Origin of the sequence: Cytobacillus sp. (assembly GCF_964223445.1) — a bacterium.
GTDB lineage: Bacteria > Bacillota > Bacilli > Bacillales > Cytobacillaceae > Cytobacillus.
The window spans coordinates 15,457-32,482 of the sequence record NZ_CAXQGS010000003.1; the positions used below are offsets into that span (position 1 = coordinate 15,457).

At 42.8% G+C, this 17,026-nt stretch carries 15 protein-coding genes and 1 other annotated feature; of the genes, 5 read left to right on the forward strand and 10 right to left on the reverse strand.

The features are described 5' to 3' along the window. Positions 1-8 precede the first annotated feature (8 nt). From leuS to ACEQ1T_RS00180, 4 genes are all read right to left on the reverse strand, one after another. Complete coding sequence (leuS, locus tag ACEQ1T_RS00165) at positions 9-2,426, reverse strand: leucine--tRNA ligase (protein WP_370221379.1); 2,418 nt, start codon at positions 2,424-2,426, stop codon at positions 9-11. 175 nt (positions 2,427-2,601) lie between these two features. Continuing rightward, positions 2,602-2,825 (reverse strand) — a binding site (T-box leader). A gap of 111 nt (positions 2,826-2,936) precedes the next feature. Continuing rightward, positions 2,937-3,713, reverse strand: a complete 777-nt coding sequence (locus ACEQ1T_RS00170; RefSeq protein WP_370221380.1) for a 3-hydroxybutyrate dehydrogenase — start codon at positions 3,711-3,713, stop codon at positions 2,937-2,939. Between the two features lie 58 nt (positions 3,714-3,771). Continuing rightward, a complete protein-coding gene (locus ACEQ1T_RS00175; protein WP_009333370.1) occupies positions 3,772-5,091 on the reverse strand; it encodes a GntP family permease in 1,320 nt (439 codons plus the stop codon). Positions 5,092-5,420: 329 nt separating this feature from the next. Further along, entirely contained in the window at positions 5,421-6,782 is a 1,362-nt protein-coding gene (locus tag ACEQ1T_RS00180; RefSeq protein ID WP_206839208.1) for a sigma-54-dependent Fis family transcriptional regulator, read from the reverse strand. A gap of 32 nt (positions 6,783-6,814) precedes the next feature. On the opposite strand from ACEQ1T_RS00180, the gene ACEQ1T_RS00185 reads away from it, so the two are divergent. Continuing rightward, complete coding sequence (locus ACEQ1T_RS00185; protein ID WP_370221381.1) at positions 6,815-7,276, forward strand: hypothetical protein; 462 nt, start codon at positions 6,815-6,817, stop codon at positions 7,274-7,276. A gap of 46 nt (positions 7,277-7,322) precedes the next feature. Here the strand turns inward: ACEQ1T_RS00185 and ACEQ1T_RS00190 are convergent, their stop codons facing one another. From ACEQ1T_RS00190 to ACEQ1T_RS00200, 3 genes are all read right to left on the reverse strand, one after another. Next, the gene (locus ACEQ1T_RS00190) at positions 7,323-8,504 is read right to left on the reverse strand and encodes an MDR family MFS transporter (RefSeq protein WP_370221383.1); all 1,182 of its coding nucleotides are present in this window, start codon (positions 8,502-8,504) and stop codon (positions 7,323-7,325) included. Positions 8,505-8,855: 351 nt separating this feature from the next. After that, entirely contained in the window at positions 8,856-9,038 is a 183-nt protein-coding gene (locus ACEQ1T_RS00195) for a glycogen biosynthesis protein GlgD (RefSeq protein ID WP_206839210.1), read from the reverse strand. A 14-nt stretch (positions 9,039-9,052) separates the two neighbouring features. After that, complete coding sequence (locus ACEQ1T_RS00200) at positions 9,053-9,316, reverse strand: YtzC family protein (protein ID WP_009333375.1); 264 nt, start codon at positions 9,314-9,316, stop codon at positions 9,053-9,055. A gap of 203 nt (positions 9,317-9,519) precedes the next feature. On the opposite strand from ACEQ1T_RS00200, the gene ACEQ1T_RS00205 reads away from it, so the two are divergent. Next, positions 9,520-10,488: a TIGR01212 family radical SAM protein gene (locus tag ACEQ1T_RS00205; protein WP_370221385.1), complete on the forward strand. Its 969-nt coding sequence runs from the start codon at positions 9,520-9,522 to the stop codon at positions 10,486-10,488. Then, on the forward strand, positions 10,485-11,057 hold the full coding sequence (locus ACEQ1T_RS00210; RefSeq protein ID WP_019383011.1) for a class I SAM-dependent methyltransferase: 573 nt from the start codon (positions 10,485-10,487) through the stop codon (positions 11,055-11,057). The genes ACEQ1T_RS00205 and ACEQ1T_RS00210 overlap by 4 nt, the downstream gene beginning before the upstream one ends. A 27-nt stretch (positions 11,058-11,084) precedes the next feature. On the opposite strand, the gene ACEQ1T_RS00215 is transcribed toward ACEQ1T_RS00210, so the two are convergent. Both ACEQ1T_RS00215 and ACEQ1T_RS00220 read right to left on the reverse strand, forming a co-directional pair. After that, positions 11,085-12,179 carry a tetraprenyl-beta-curcumene synthase family protein gene (locus tag ACEQ1T_RS00215; protein WP_370221387.1) on the reverse strand — a complete coding sequence of 365 codons (1,095 nt, stop codon included), beginning with the start codon at positions 12,177-12,179 and terminating at the stop codon, positions 11,085-11,087. A gap of 85 nt (positions 12,180-12,264) precedes the next feature. Further along, the gene (locus ACEQ1T_RS00220; RefSeq protein WP_370221389.1) at positions 12,265-13,068 is read right to left on the reverse strand and encodes a lysophospholipase; all 804 of its coding nucleotides are present in this window, start codon (positions 13,066-13,068) and stop codon (positions 12,265-12,267) included. A 176-nt stretch (positions 13,069-13,244) separates the two neighbouring features. Here ACEQ1T_RS00220 and ACEQ1T_RS00225 point away from each other — a divergent pair, with 176 nt between their 5' ends. Beyond that, positions 13,245-13,766 carry a gamma carbonic anhydrase family protein gene (locus tag ACEQ1T_RS00225; protein WP_206839218.1) on the forward strand — a complete coding sequence of 174 codons (522 nt, stop codon included), beginning with the start codon at positions 13,245-13,247 and terminating at the stop codon, positions 13,764-13,766. Between the two features lie 81 nt (positions 13,767-13,847). Beyond that, a complete protein-coding gene (locus ACEQ1T_RS00230; RefSeq protein WP_206839219.1) occupies positions 13,848-14,699 on the forward strand; it encodes a C39 family peptidase in 852 nt (283 codons plus the stop codon). A 39-nt stretch (positions 14,700-14,738) separates the two neighbouring features. Here the strand turns inward: ACEQ1T_RS00230 and asnB are convergent, their stop codons facing one another. Continuing rightward, complete coding sequence (asnB, locus tag ACEQ1T_RS00235) at positions 14,739-16,643, reverse strand: asparagine synthase (glutamine-hydrolyzing) (protein WP_370221390.1); 1,905 nt, start codon at positions 16,641-16,643, stop codon at positions 14,739-14,741. Positions 16,644-17,026: the final 383 nt, after the last annotated feature.

Here is a 17,026-nt window from a genome sequence, read left to right on the forward strand (position 1 = left end):
GATCTAACTTAATTTGCAACGATATTTACAAGTTTACCTGGTACCGCGATGACTTTACGGACAGTTTTTCCGTCAATTTGTTCTTTTACTTTGTCATCGCCCATTGCGATTTGCTCCAATAGGTCTTTTTTGGCATCGGCAGGAACCATAAGCTTTGCTTTAACTTTGCCGTTGATCTGGATAACAATTTCAACTTCATCATCTGTCATTTTGGCTTCATCAAATGCAGGCCAGGCTTCATAAGCAATAGATTCACCATGCCCTAATTTTGACCAAAGCTCTTCGGACATGTGAGGAGCAATTGGTGAAAGCATTTTAACAAAGCCTTCTGCAAAGATCTTTGGAAGCACATCTGCTTTATATGCTTCATTGATGAATACCATCATTTGAGAAATAGCCGTGTTGAAACGCAGCCCTTCGTAATCCTCAGTTACTTTTTTCACCGTTTGGTGGTAAACCTTTTCAAGGCTGCTGCCTTCTTCAATGTCCTGAATTCCCGGGCTTAATTCACCAGTCTCTTCCACAAACAATCGCCAGATGCGATCAAGGAATCTTCTTGAACCATCCAATCCATTTGTAGACCATGCGATGGAAGCTTCAAGCGGACCCATGAACATTTCGTATAGACGAAGAGTATCAGCACCGTGGCTTTCAACAATTTCATCCGGATTAACGACATTGCCTTTTGATTTACTCATTTTCTCATTATTTTCCCCAAGAATCATACCTTGGTTAAATAGCTTTTGGAAAGGTTCCTTCGTATGGACAACTCCCACATCGTAAAGGACCTTGTGCCAGAAGCGGGCATATAGAAGATGAAGGACCGCATGTTCAGCTCCTCCGATATAAATATCAACTGGAAGCCATTCTTTCAATTTCTCAGGGTCTGCAAGAGCTTCACTGTTTTTCGGATCAATATAGCGAAGATAGTACCAGCAGCTGCCTGCCCATTGCGGCATTGTGTTTGTTTCCCTGCGGCCTTTTTTGCCTGTTTCAGGATCCACAACATTAACCCACTCATCAATGTTGGCTAATGGTGACTCTCCAGTGCCGGATGGTTTGATTTCCGTAGTTTTTGGAAGCACTAATGGCAGCTGATCTTCAGGCACGGCAGTCATTGTGCCATCTTCCCAGTGGATTACTGGAATCGGTTCGCCCCAATAGCGCTGGCGGCTGAATAGCCAGTCACGAAGACGATAAGTAATCTTCTTAGTGCCAATGCCTTTTTCTTCAAGCCATGTGATCATTTTCTCAATTGCTTCCTCTTTGTTTAAACCATTAAGGAAACCTGAGTTCACATGCTCGCCGTCGCCAGTGTATGCTTCTTTTTCAACATCTCCGCCGGCAACAACTTCTATAATAGGAAGATCAAATTGCTTGGCGAACTCATAGTCCCGCTCGTCATGAGCTGGAACCGCCATGATGGCCCCAGTTCCATAGCTGACTAATACATAATCTGCAATCCAGATTGGCATTTTTTCGCCATTGGCAGGGTTAATCGCATAAGCACCAGTGAAGACACCTGTTTTTTCTTTAGCAAGATCTGTCCGCTCTAGGTCGCTCTTGCTCTTTACTTTGTCAATGTAAGCCTGAACTGCCTCGCTCTGCCCTTCTGTTGTGATTTTATCAACAAGCGCATGTTCCGGAGCAAGAACAGCATATGTTGCACCATATAATGTGTCAGGGCGTGTTGTGAAAACAGTGAACGTGCCATCATGGCCTTCAATATTGAATGTTACTTCTGCTCCTTCCGAACGGCCGATCCAGTTTCGCTGCATATCCTTTAGGCTCTCTGGCCAATCCAGTAAATCAAGATCTTCAAGCAGGCGATCCGCATAAGCTGTAATTTTAAGCATCCACTGTCTCATTGGACGTCGTTCTACCGGATGGCCTCCGCGTTCACTTTTTCCGTCAATGACCTCTTCATTAGCAAGCACTGTTCCAAGTGCGGGACACCAGTTAACAGCTACTTCATCGATATATGCAAGCCCTTTTTCATAAAGCTTTAAGAATATCCACTGAGTCCATTTATAGTATTCAGGGTCTGTTGTGTTTACTTCACGATCCCAGTCATATGAAAAGCCTAACGCCTTTATCTGGCGGCGGAAGGTGTTGATATTCTGTTCTGTGAATTCAGCAGGATCGTTTCCTGTATCAAGGGCGTATTGCTCGGCAGGCAAACCAAATGCATCCCAGCCCATTGGGTGAAGGACATTATAGCCCTGCATGCGCTTCATGCGGGAAAGGATGTCTGTTGCCGTATATCCTTCCGGGTGCCCGACATGAAGTCCTGCGCCTGAAGGGTAAGGGAACATATCAAGTGCATAAAATTTGCGCTTGCCTTTATCTTCAGTTGTTTTGAAAGTTTTATTTTCTTCCCAGTAGCCTTGCCACTTTTTTTCAATCTCCTGATGATTGAAACTCATTTTTGTTTCCTCCTATTAATGAAAATAAAATCAGGCTCTCTTCTTATAAAACATTGTTTGGCTTATGAATAATGCCCGTTGATTTCCGCTGCAATCAACTCAGATAGTTAAACTTAGTCTGTAAGCAACAAACTTTACGAGACAGCCTAAAAAAATAAAAAACCTCTCATCCCAAAAAAGGGACGAGAGGATTATGTATAAATCTCCCGCGGTACCACCCACATTAGTGAACATGTCACTCGCTTCATTCATCCTTAACGCGGAAAACGGCAAGCATTACTGGTACTTCACACTTGCTGCTCAAAGGCGAGTTCATGATGTGCCCGGCTGACTTGCACCTTCCGTCAACTCTCTAAAACGGGCTGCTGCACCACTACTGCTCCTTATCTAAGCATTTTAGTATAAGAATATGACTATTGTAATAAATTTCCCGCCAGGATGCAAGTAGGCTTATCCTGACAGGAATTTAATATCTAGAATATGCAATGCTTTTCGAAAATGTGCCAGTAACTACTGAACAGTATATCCTCCATCAATAACTGCCGCCTGGCCAGTAATTCCTTTAGCTCCGTCACAAGCCAAAAAAATAGCATAATCTGCAATCTCTTCTACCGTCAGCAGCCTCTTTTGCGGCACTAAGGGATAAATAACTTCTTCCAGCGCTTTTTCAATAGGTACATTTCTTGTTTTAGCAAGATCATTCAGCTGATTTCTTACGAGTGGTGTATCTACATAGCCCGGGCAAATGGCATTAACCGTGATGCCATCTTCAGCAGCCTCCAATGCTGCAACTTTAGTAAGGCCTATAACACCATGCTTGGCACTGTTATATGCCGCTTTCCCTGCAAATCCAACAAGACCGTTAATGGATGCCATGTTCAGGATACGGCCGGACTTTTGTTGTTTCATGACGGGCATGACATGTTTAATGGCCATGAACGGTGCAGTCAGCATCACTTTGATCAGAAACTCGAATTTCTCAGTAGGAAAATCTTCAATAAAGGAAACATGCTGCAGCCCTGCATTGTTAATGAGCACATCCAAAGAACCAAATTGGCTGACGGTTTCATTGATGGCCGCTTGTATATCAGACTCTGAGGTCACATCACACTTTAGCCCAAGCGCTTCAAAACCTTCATCCTGCAAATTTTCCGCAGCTTTTTTCACGGCATCTTCCTGAATATCTGTCAAAACAATTTTCGAGCCGTGCTCGGCAAATCTCTTGCCAATTTCATAGCCAATTCCCTGCGCTGCACCAGTTATAAAAACTACTTTGTTTTGTACCATGAATAAGCTCCTTTCAAAAACAAAGCCGGGGCTCTATTTTATGAGCCCCTGCCGAAATTTAGATTCCTAGTCCGAGTGAGAATAATACAATCGCAAGTGCTAAACCAATCAGCGGAACGATTACTGTAACAGCCGCTACCGCTCCATATGCAGCCTGGTGAGATTCCCCGCAGATTGCCCTTACAGTGGTAACGACATAGCCATTATGCGGCAAAGAGTCCAGGGCACCAGATGAAATGGCAACCGTTCTGTGCAGGGCTTCTGCATTGACGCCCATGTCCATATAATGCGGGGCCAGAATAGGCAATGCGATGGCCTGCCCGCCTGAAGCTGAACCGGTCATGCCGGCTATAACACTTACTGCTATGGCACCGCCTATCAGCGGGCTTCCAGGAATGCTTGTCATCCAATCTACTGCTGTGGCAAATGCAGGCACCGCCTTTGCCACGCCGCCAAATCCGACAACAGCAGCCGTATTCCCTATAGCAATCAATGCACCTAATGTTCCATCAGACACAGCATTCCAGAAATTTGTGAAATACTTTCTGTTCAATAGATATGTGGCAATAACTCCGCCCAGTAATGCAAGAATAAGTGCAGATTGTGCAAGAGAGTCATGGAATACGAATGAGATAATTAAAACGACAGCCAATGGGAGAACCCCCATAAAAGGGTGCGGTAATTCTTTATTTTCAGTCACAGGATCCTGCTTGCGGGATTCAAAGGTTTCTCCTTTGTTTACAGCCTTTGTGATCATTCGTTTCAGCCACCAGTAGCCAAAAATCATCATGAACACAGCGACAATTAAGCTGACTTCCCAGCCTGCATATGGAGTCGTTCCAAGAAATTCAATCGGAATCCAGTTTTGAATTTCAGGTGAACCCGCAGAAGTCATCGTAAAGGTTACAGATCCAAAGGCAAGTGCTGCAGGGATGAACCTTCTTGGCAGGTTTGCCTGTTTAAATAAACTTAATGCCATTGGATATACAGAGAACGCAACAACGAATAAACTGACACCGCCATATGTTAATATGGCACAGGAAGCGACAATGGCAAGAACGGCATATTTCATTCCTAACTTATCCACTACCATTTTGGATACACTGTCGGCCGCACCGCTGTCTTCCATTACCTTCCCAAAAATTGCACCCAATAGGAACATTAGGTACCATGATGTAACAAACCCTGAAAAGCCGGACATATAGTTCCCGACCAAATTGGCCTCTCCTTCACCTGCAAGCTGCGGAAACAATGGCATGCCGCTAAAAAGAGCTACAAACAAGGCAGATAACGGCCCGACAACCAGCAGGTTCATTCCCCGCATAGTCAGGTAAATCAGCAGGGCAAGCCCGCCTATTAATCCAATCATACTTAGCATTTCATTTCCCCCTTTGTTTTAAAAATAAGAAAAACCTTGTCATCCCCCTTCTTTGAAAACGTTTGCAAAAAAACAGATAAATAACTTGCTGAGAAATTATAATGCAAGAGGCGTGCCAACATGAGCCTGCTTGTATGTAAAGGGAATGGTGAACAATAAATGAAACATTATTCCAGAATTCTGGAATACACAGGGAACAAGTCCATTTATATAATAGACTAGTTTTCTGATAATTCGGTCTAAGAGTAGGGCTGAAAGTACACAAAATTACTAGAATGCAAACAGTCCAGAAATCCGGAACGTATTCCGGATTTCTGGACTGTTTGTATTTATTCAATTCCATATTTCTTTAGCTTTTCATACATAGAAGATTTACTGATTCCCAGAGCCTTTGCAGCTTCTATTCGGTCATGGTTATATTTGGTCAAACTTTGTGTCAATATCCGCTTTTCTGTTTCTTCCAGAATATCCTTCAAGTTCTTTTTTCCAACGGGATAAACGGCTGATTCTTTCATATAATCCGGCAATGATTCTGTAGTGATACTTTCATTGTTTGTTAAATGAATGGATGCCTCTATTACATTTTCAAGCTCTCTAATATTGCCGGGCCAGCTATATTGATGAAACTTTTCTATTACCTCATCTTCAATTGCACTTATTCTCTTTCCCGATTTTTTCGTTATTTTTTTGATAAAGCTATCGATTAAGAGTGATAAATCTTCCATCCTGTCGCGCAAAGATGGTACCATAAACGGCACCACATTAATCCGATAGAATAAATCCTCCCTAAAGCGCTTTTCTTCCATCATTTTTTCGAGCGGTCTGTTAGTTGCAGCAATAATCCGGACATCTACTTTAACCGAAGAAGTCGAACCCACGCTTTCAATCTCGCCTTCCTGCAGGGCACGCAATAACTTAACCTGCATATTTAGCGGCATATCTCCGATTTCATCCAAAAATAAGGTCCCTCCATCAGCAAGCTGGAATTTCCCCTTTTTGCCTCCTTTTTTCGCACCTGTAAAAGCTCCTTCTTCATAGCCAAACAGTTCAGACTCAAGCAGATGTTCAGGTATGGCTCCGCAGTTAATTTTTACAAACGGCTGATGGCTCCTGTTGCTGAGCTGATGAATGCTATGGGCAAATAGTTCTTTTCCAGTCCCGCTTTCTCCGCGGATTAAAACGGAAATATCACTGGCTGCCACCATTTTCACCTTTTCTTTAAGGCTATGAATCTGGCTCGAGTTTCCCAGTATATCATCAAGGCTGTATTTTACACTGGGATCAATTTCCTGGATATAGCTCTGGATTTTTGTCAGCATGCTCTTTACATGGCTGTTCATCTGCATCCATTCTTTTGTATCCCTAAAAAAGACTGTCCCGAAAGCGCCAATTACTTCGCCACCAGAAAAAATAGGAATGCGGTTTGCTATCATATAGTTGCCTCTTATATATTGCAGGTCTGCAATTTCTTCCTTGCCTGATTCAGCCACTATATGCATTCGTGAGTTTTCAATAACCCCGGACACATGCTTTCCCAGAACCTGTTCCCTCTCCACTTCCAGAAAGTCACAATAGTTTTTATTGATGTAAATGATCGTTCCTTCTTTATTCACAACTACCAGCCATCCAAAGGCGTTCTCAACAATGGTTTCAACAATTTCCACAGGCAAATCGAATAAAGCACTTTTCATTTGAATCCCCTCATTTAGGAAAATCTACTATTATGATCACTATTTTATCATATTTTTCTGAAAACAAATTCACTTCAATGGGTATTCTTATTGCTTTTACTGCCCATAACATTAGTAATCAGCAGACAGGGGAGGTGTTTCAGCTGAAAGGCATCTATCTAATTAATCCGCACTGGCAATCTGGAAACAAATCAAAGCAGGAATGCGCTCAAGCTCAAAAACAGGCGCTGGAAACCTATATTGAGGACTATAATATTTTTACAGTAAAACTAAATCAATGGCAGCTGAATGACTATTACACCATTCCGCATGCCCTTTTGTATGATTTGAAGCAAAAAAAGCCTGATTTGGATATCCTGCTTCTTTATTCAGAAGAGGTTCTCGAAGACTTCATCAATTCTTATCCAGCAAGATGGCTGATTTTGAAAAGCTTCTTCAATGAAGTTGTATTTGCTGCTAAACAAAAAGAAAATTACTTCGAAGGCGCCGGTTAAGAATGAAATTGAAAAAACCTGCAGCATAAAACTGCAGGTTTCTTTCTTATGATACATGCGCCAGTTCTTTAGACGCCTTCAATTTCCGGTCATAAACAAGAGTTGTCAGAATGGCAAAAACAAATAGAACCATTAATACCGCAAACAGCATGGAAATTCCGTAAAGGTCAACCAGAACCCCCCCCAATAATGGCCCAATCATCCGTCCGCCTGTTGCAGTGCTGTTTACGATTCCCTGGTAAAAACCTTCCCGCCCTTTAGGAGCAAGCTGGTTGGCAATGGTCGGAACTGCTGGCCATATAAGCATTTCACCAATCGTCAGAATAACCATGGCAGTAATAAAGGCTGAGAACTGTTCTGCACTGGCTGCAGCAGCAAACGACCCTATAAATATGACCATGCCGGCGACCATCTGAACCTTAAGTGTTTTAAACCATTTTAGCAAAGCACTGATAAAAGGCTGGCCCAATACTATCAGAGCTCCATTGATAGTCCACAGCAGGCTGTATTGCTTTAAAGAAATATTCAATTCCTGTGTGTAAGCAGCGATAGTCGATTGCCATTGCACATATCCGACCCAGCACAATAAATAGCCTGCACATAATATGAGCAGCGCGTAAAGCTTGGTATGATTTTTAACCATGCGATTTTCCTGAAGGATGGAGGTCTGCTGGCCCGAAACAGTATTTATTCCCCTGTATCCAAAAACAGCGATAAGTAAAAAAACGATATACATGACAGTATTGGCCAGGAAAATCAACTGAAAAGAGTACGACGCCACAAGGCCGCCGAGAGCAGCACCAATGGCCACACCGGCATTCTGGGCTACATAAATGGCATTGAAGGCTTTGCGGCCGCCTTCTTTCCAAACAGAACCCGCCATCGCAAACATAGAAGGAAAAACAATTCCAGATCCAAATCCGACAAAGGTCAGGAACACCACGTATGCAGGCCAGTCATGCCAAAAGGTCAAACCGAGGAGTGCCATTACCGTGATGGCAATTCCAAGAAGAATCGAACGATAGCCGCCTATTTTATCATATAGGCTTCCCCCAATTAAATTTCCTGCTACGCTGGCAGCTGCGTTCACCATCAGAACCAGGCCGGCTACCGATAACGATTTGCCTAAGTGGTCATGAATGTAGATAGTATTAAGAGGCCACAAAAAAGAAGATCCGGTTACATTCACTGCCATCCCAATAATTAAAAGCCATAAGGTCCGCGGCATAAAATTACGCCCCTTTTTTTCATATTTTTTATGTCAGCAGGCATATTGCCATCCGGCACTATTTCGAAATCCAAAATAATTTTAGTTGGTTTTTCCTGTCCTTGCAACAGGTTTTCATTCGATTTTAATAGACAGAATACTTCTTCTTTTAAACTTGGGCTGAATGTGGATTTTTAAAGAATGCACCTATTGAGAAAAGTTCGTTAATCGGCACAAAAAATAAAGCCCCGATTTTGAGTAATCGGGGCTTTCCATATTAATAAAAAAATTAAATTTTAATGTAGATAGCTGTCTAGCTCCAGCGCCTGCTCCCTCGAGGTAGCGGGGGTGAGCAAGGCGCTTCCGCATTTCTTATGATGATTGTTCCGGCTCAGGGTGAAATTTTGATTTAACTGGCTGGCCGCCTGACTTCTCATAGTTCTTTTTCGACTGCTTAACCACATCAAAATCCCGGCCAAATTCAACGTCCTGGCTATTGGCGCCATTGCGGGTCTTTTGTTCCGGATTGTTTTGTTTTGAGCGCTTTTTTACCATCTGTGGACCACTCCTTAATGAGGAAGTATTATCATCTGATTTTGGAGCTGCTGCAGCTGGAGCCTCATCCGGTGAAGCTGTTCCCGCTGCTGTGAGTTGGCGCTGTGCGCCATCTGGGTTATATCATTATAAGCAGCTTCTAAAGATTGAAGTGCATTGGAGTATTCGTTATCATTGTAATGCTCCTGCGTCCTGCCTGATTCAAACTGCTCCTGGGCAAAACGGATTGCATCCTCACACTGCTGCAGGAGTGTATCCATCGATTCACGGGTAGCCATTATCTGTTCCCCTCCTTAAAGAATGGGTCTAGAAGCTTGCATGCTTCATTAGTTAGTTTGTTCATTTTTCCGTAATCCTTACCACTCTATTTCCTGCCAATTCCCCTTGGATAAGGTTTGGGGTCATGATAAGATTAATTTTATGAAATCCTTCATATTCATTTTCACCTTATAGATTACTCTTTGAAAAAGGAGGGATAATTGTGGATAAAGTAAATCCTTTTCCATATGCATCCGATAATAAACGGTACCATACATGGAACTATCATTTGCGTAATGAATTTGGCCATAAAGTATTCAAGGTGGCACTCGATGGCGGCTTTGATTGCCCCAACCGTGATGGCACGGTCGCGCATGGAGGATGCACATTCTGCAGTGCAGCCGGTTCGGGAGACTTTGCCGGGAACCGTACTGATGATTTGGAAACACAATTTAATGCTATAAAAACAAAAATGCATCATAAATGGAAAGACGGAAAATACATGGCTTATTTTCAGGCCTTTACGAATACTCATGCCCCTGTGGAAGTGCTTCGTGATATGTATGAGAGAGTGCTTGAGCAGGACGGAGTTGTCGGACTGTCTATTGCGACCCGCCCTGACTGTCTGCCTGAAGATGTAGTCGAATATCTGGCAGAGCTTAATCAGCGGACATACCTCTGGGTTGAATTGGGCTTACAGACTGTGCATGAACGGACTGCCCTTTTAATTAACCGCGCACATGATTATCCATGCTATGCGGAGGGAGTAAACAAGCTCCGCAAACATGGCATCCGCATCTGTTCCCATATCATTAATGGCCTTCCGCTTGAAACACCGGACATGATGATGGAAACCGCACGGGAAGTTGCGAAGCTGGATGTGCAGGGGATTAAAATCCATCTCCTTCATTTATTAAAAGGAACCCCACTGGTTAAACAATTTGAAAAGGGCATGCTTGAGTTTCTGTCTCTTGATGAGTATGTAAACTTAGTATGTGACCAGCTGGAGATTTTACCTCCGGAAATGATTGTTCACCGCATAACAGGAGATGGGCCAATCGACTTGATGATCGGGCCAATGTGGAGCGTGAATAAGTGGGAAGTGCTTAATAGCATTGATGCGGAATTAAAGCGCAGAAACAGCTGGCAAGGCAAATTTTATAAACCAAGCCAAATGGAGGCATTGTCATGAAGCTTGAAAGAATCTTACCTTATGCTAGACAGCTGCTTGAGAAAGCAGTATCACCTGGAGATATCGTTATAGATGCCACTTTGGGCAACGGTCATGATACAGTATTTCTGGCGGATCTGGTTGGACATAATGGAAGAGTTTACGGATTCGATATTCAGGAAGAGGCTGTCCAGAATACAAAAACACGCCTGGCTGATCATGACCTGTCAGACAGGGCTACCCTTTTCCATACAGGACATGAATTCATTCTAGAGAATGTGCCGCCTGTCCATCATGGAAAAATAACTGCAGCCATTTTTAATTTAGGTTACCTGCCTGGCGGTGATAAAGATATTGTCACCCGTCCGCAGACAACCATTTCTGCCATCGATCAGCTTTTGGAACTGATGGCTCCGGAAGGGATTATTCTTTTAGTGATTTATCACGGCCATATTGAGGGAGCTGTTGAGCGTGATTATCTGCTCAGATATGTAAGGCAGCTGGATCAAAGCCTCGTCCATGTATTGCAGTATCAGTTTATTAATCAAAAAAATAACCCGCCGTTTATTGTAGCAATTGAAAAACGGTAAAAGCCTGCGAAAAATGCAGGCTTTTTATTATTTTTCAATTGCTCCTGAAAAGCCAGCAGGCATTATTTTCTGCAAAGTCCGGTAAGCCCTGCCGTTTACATAAAAGAAATAGCTTACCACTCCGCCTGTTCTTATCATGCTTTTGGCTAATCTTCTGACATTCCGCTGCTTCCGGACCTTCTCATCGGATAGATAGACCCCTAGCAAGCCGCGATTAATCAGTTTATGGAAATGTTTATGAGGCAGCTTTTCAGTATGCTTATCTGCCTCGGCAACAAAATGCTTCAATCTCGAAAACAGTTTTTCTTCATTCTCATAGTAAAAGCAAAAATTCAAGTCACCACCGGCTTTGTCCTCTTCCTGGTCAATCAGATAATCAAGAAGAATATGGAGACCCTGGATGTATGGAAAATATCCATTTCGTATATTTACTGCATGCTCAGCTTCAAAATCATCTCTCAGTGCGTAGGAAACAAGGCAGAAAATTCCTAAAGTCGATCCTGAGCAGGCAGAGAACTCATACCATTCCATCTCAGGAATATCAGACCGATATTGGTCAAACCAGTTCTGCAGACGGGGAACTCGTTCTTCCACCACAACATGCTTATGTATTTGCAGATCACAATAGTAACGGCATAATTCAAGCAGATGGCTTTTTATATGAGTATAATTCTCCAGACTGTACAGCACTTCCCTGCAGGCTGCTGCTAAATCTGCAAGGTAGTTTCCATCATCCTGTTCTTTTCTCAGCCGATAATAATTTTTCTCTGCTGCACCCGTATCGAGGGCATCCTCCATTGACTCGTGCAGTGCCGCAAAATCCCGGGGATCAAGCGAGGTGCTCCGGTCGCAGAGATTGTCCAAATAATCACTGATTGTCTGATATGCGATGATAAACTTAATCGCTTGTCCATATTTCTCCTTGGCCATTAAAGACATAATTGCTCCGCCTTCACAGTGAAATGTTTTATGATCAATGCTGGCAAGAGCCTGCTTTCTTAACTCCGGATCAGGAATTGCTTCCGCCCTGCTTCTCCAATATGCAAGTTCCTTATGGACCGCAGGAAGAACCTTCCTGTAAACATGTGACATTAAGCTAATTGGCATGGAAGGGACACTCATGACATGACAAACCTCCTTTTGCTTAGGGGATAGGTGAGCAGTTTCTTATGTTAAGCCTGCACCCTCCATAATTAAAACCCCGTCCTTAAACCACATAACCAAGCGCTTTTAATTGGCTGCTTACGAAATCCTTCGCGTATTCAAAGACTTCTTCACGTTCAGGTTCATTAAAGACTTCGTGGTAGCACTTAGGCCATTCTTTGAACCTTTTCTCTGAGAAAGGCGCAAGGTTAAACCATTCTCTGACAGTTGTTTTATTCACGATCTTATCATCGCCGCCCTGCAATACGAGGAGGGGCACATCCTGGATTTTATCAAGATTTTCAAAGGCAAGCTTTATAGCAGAAACAAGTTCCCTGTACCATCTGACCGACACTTTTGTCACATACAATGAGTCATTTAAATCAGCATCAAGGACATCCTGATTCCTTGTTGCCATGTCCACGGATAAACCGGCATCCATTTTCAGGCCTGGCATCACAGAATTGAGTCCAAGCGATAAAAAGTTCAGAAATTTCGAAGGCTGTTGAACCAAGCCTAAGCATGGAGATGACAAAATCACTCCAGCGAGATTCATTCTTTCCTCCTGCAGCAGACGAATGGCAATCAGTCCGCCCATGCTGTGCCCTAAAAGAAATACCGGCAATTCAAATTCATAGGCTGCCTGTACCCAATCCTGAACTTCAAGTATATATTCATCAAAGGAATCAATATGGCCTCTTCTGGATCTTGAAGTCATCCCCTGGCCAGGAAGATCTCCCATTATGACATGGAAACCTGCCAAGCGCCACATTTCAATCAGCCAGCCATAGCGGCGGTGATGCTCCATTGCCCCATGCACCATGACAATAACGCCCTTTGCATCTCCTTCAGTTTCCCATTTCCACATAGTCAATCCTCCCAGCCTTTTTACGTACTGTCTTATGTAAATATATTATAGCCTAGATGCTAAAATTGTTCATGAATCAACCTTTGTCAAAATGGAATTCTTTTTGCCAAAATATCGTTTATCATGCCTCTTATGATAAAATCAAAATAATCAAACTGCATATAGGAGTGTTTCACATGATCTATCCATATAAAGATAAAGAACCTAAGATTGCTGAATCCGCATTTATTGCAGATTTTACTACCATTACCGGTGATGTTGAAATTGGCGAGAATTCCAGTGTTTGGTTCAACTCCGTTATACGCGGAGATGTAGCACCAACAATCATCGGCAAAAAAGTCAATATCCAGGACAATTCCGTCCTGCATCAGAGCCCGAATAACCCGCTGATATTGGAAGATGAAGTAACAGTTGGCCATCAGGTAATCCTTCATAGCTGCATTATCCGCAAAAGGGCTTTAATAGGGATGGGCTCGATTGTATTAGATCAGGCTGAAATCGGAGAGGGAGCATTCATTGGAGCTGGGAGCCTTGTTCCACAGGGAAAGAAAATTCCTCCCAATACACTTGCATTCGGCAGGCCAGCAAAAGTGATCCGCGAGCTGACACCAGAAGATATTAAAGATATGGAACGTATAAGCAGGGAATACGCCGAAAAAGGGCAGTACTATAAGTCTTTGCAGAAAAAGCATAAATAACTCTCCTGCCTCCTTTTATTAATAGAATGGGAAAATAGCCGATAATAAACATAAGGCAATATCAATGGGCGGGTGAAGAAATTGAAGATTTATATTGCGGCTATTGTTCTATTTTTATTTTTAATAGTGATATTCAGAAAAACAATGTTAAAAACGGCACCAATGTTTTTAATTGTCTTCATTCTGATTTCTGGTGCATTTGTTTATGACAACCTTTCAGGAAGCCAGCCTGCTTCAGCCGTAAACCAAATTAAATCATGGCTGTCTGAACCTGCTGAGAAAGCCAGCTCCTTCCTTGGACACAACACTGCCGTAATTAAGATCAAAGAAGAAACACTTATAGATGCTCCCGCAGTCAATCAGTTTCCTGAGCTCCCCAGGGGATGCGAAGTGACGAGCTTAGCCATGCTTCTTCAGCATGCAGGGATCCAGGCTGATAAAATGACACTCGCTAAAGAAATAAAGAAAAATCCTGAGCCTTATCGCATAGAAAACGGAAAAATCTATTTCGGGCACCCGAATGACGGATTCATAGGCGATATGTATTCCTTTGATAATCCTGGTCTCGGCGTTTATCATAAACCCGTAAAAGAACTTGCGGAAAAGTACATGCCTGGCTCCATTGAAGACCTTACTGGATCCGGTTTTGAAGACTTAAAGATCCATTTGTCAGACGGCAGGCCAGTCTGGGTTATTATCAACACAGCCTATAAACAGCTTTCTGATGACTTTTTCCAGACCTGGCACACGCCAAGCGGAAAAATCCAGATTACCTATAAAGAGCATTCAGTCCTGCTCACAGGCTATGATCAGGAATATATGTATTTCAATGACCCGCTTACAGGCGAGAAAAATAAAAAAGCACCCATAAACGATTTTGAAAAAGCATGGGTGCAGATGGGCAAACAGGCTATTACTTATCACCAAAAATAAAAACGTCCACCAGGTTGCCACCTGATGAACGTTTTTATTTTAGCCTTTAAGTGGCTGCAAGTTATTATTTAACAGATACTCTTTCTCAAAAGAATACTTTTTCTCCACGTACACCTGATGCCAAACCATGAACATAAGAACTGTCCAGATTTTGCGGCTGTTGTCCGCTTTATCCTGGCAATGGTCTTCAAGAAGCCCTAACACATAATCTTTATTGATTAAGTGATCCACATTGCTTTCACGGATAATATTTTTAGCCCACTCATTCATCTCGTCTTTCAGCCAGTGGCGGATTGGAACAGGGAATCCAAGTTTCTTGCGGTTCAGCACATGGTCTGGAACGACTCCTTCAGCAGCTTTGCGAAGTATATACTTCGTAGTGCCATTTGCCGTTTTCATGCTGGTCGGAATTTTGGAAGCCACTTCAAACACTTCTTTATCAAGGAACGGAACACGAAGCTCGAGAGAATGAGCCATCGTCATTTTGTCCGCTTTCAATAGAATGTCTCCGCGCATCCACGTATGAATGTCGATATACTGCATGCGGTCAACCGGATCATAGCCGCGGCTTTCTTCATATAGCGGTTTAGTGATATCCGTATAATTTAAGCTGTCTTTATAAACATGAAGCAGGCTGCGCTTCTCTTGCTCTGTAAACATTTTTGCATTTCCAATGTAGCGCTCTTCCATTGGCGTTACACCGCGTTCGATAAAGCTTTTCCCCTTCATTCCCTCTGGCATCATGTTTGCAATCATGCGAAGAAGCTTTTTACCGATGGCAGGAATTTTATTGAAGGCTTCCAGGGATTGTGGTTCACGGTAAATATTATAGCCGCCGAATAGCTCATCAGCGCCCTCACCTGAAAGTACAACTGTTACATGCTTGCGTGCTTCTCTTGCTACAAAATAAAGGGGCACACAAGCCGGGTCAGCAAGCGGATCGTCCATATGCCACATGATTCTCGGAATCTCATTCATGTATTCCTCAGGAGTTATGATGTAGCTTATGTTTTCGACACCCAGCTTTTCTGCTGTTTCTTTCGCTACATCCACCTCGCTGAAGCCATTGCGTTCAAACCCGACAGAGAAGGTTTTGATAGCAGGATGGAATTCTTTCGCAATGGAAGCAATGATGGAAGAATCGATTCCGCCTGAAAGGAATGAACCTACCGGCACATCGGCACGCATATGCATTTTGACTGAGTCGAACAACACATCTCTTATTTCTTTCGTGAAATCAGCTTCTGACTTCTGCACTGGATGGAACGCAGCTTTCCAATAACGCTTAATATCCATCGGAGCACCGATTTTTTTAGTAAAATAATGGCCAGGCTCCAGCTTATGGATTCCCTCTGACATCGTGTTTGGCTCAGGCACAAACTGATAAGTCAAATAATGCTGGAGGGAGTCATAGTTTAATACATCATTCTGAAGCGCCAATAGAATGCTCTTCTTCTCTGATCCAAAGAACGTGCGGTCTCCCTTATCGTAATAAAAGAAAGGCTTAATCCCAAATGGATCTCTGGCTCCATATAGGGACTGCTCCTGTTTATCCCAAATGACAAACGCAAACATCCCGCGCAATTTTTCAACAGCTCTTTCTTTCATATGGCTGTATAGGGCAATTATGACTTCTGTATCGGAACTTGTTTCAAAGCTTAAGCCAGCTTTGAGAAGTTCTTCACGAAGTTCCACATAGTTATAGATTTCACCATTAAAGATAATCCAATAACGCTCATTCTCGTAAGTCAGCGGCTGGTGCCCGCTTTCAATATCGATAATGCTCAACCGGCGGAAGCCGAATTGAATATGATCATCAAAATAGTATCCTGAATCGTCCGGACCCCGATGGGTAATGATATCATTCATATTTTGGAATTGTTCTTTATCTGCGTCACGGTAATTTTGTGCTTTTTCATGTACACAACCAATAAAACCACACATTATGTACGTCACCTACTCCATTCTATTCTCAATATTTAGATACAGCCTTAACGGCTCCTTTGTCTTAGAAAACATACCCTATAATACTACCACTAATCATTTATAATTAGCACGCGGATTATAAAAAAATATGCTCGGAAAATTAAGCCATTATCCGAAGTTTAAACGATAACATATAATTATAAACGACTAAAGAGCATAAAGACCGAAAAGTGAATTATCACCCTATATGTATAAAGACGCAAAAAAGAAAGCGGGAGTTACATAGTAAATGCAACTCCCGCTTTTTATATTATTGTCTAGCTCCACAAGGAACGCTTCGACAGCTTTATCATCGCACGACTAAAAGCGCTAGCTTTTAGGAGGAGCGCCTACCCCCTCGA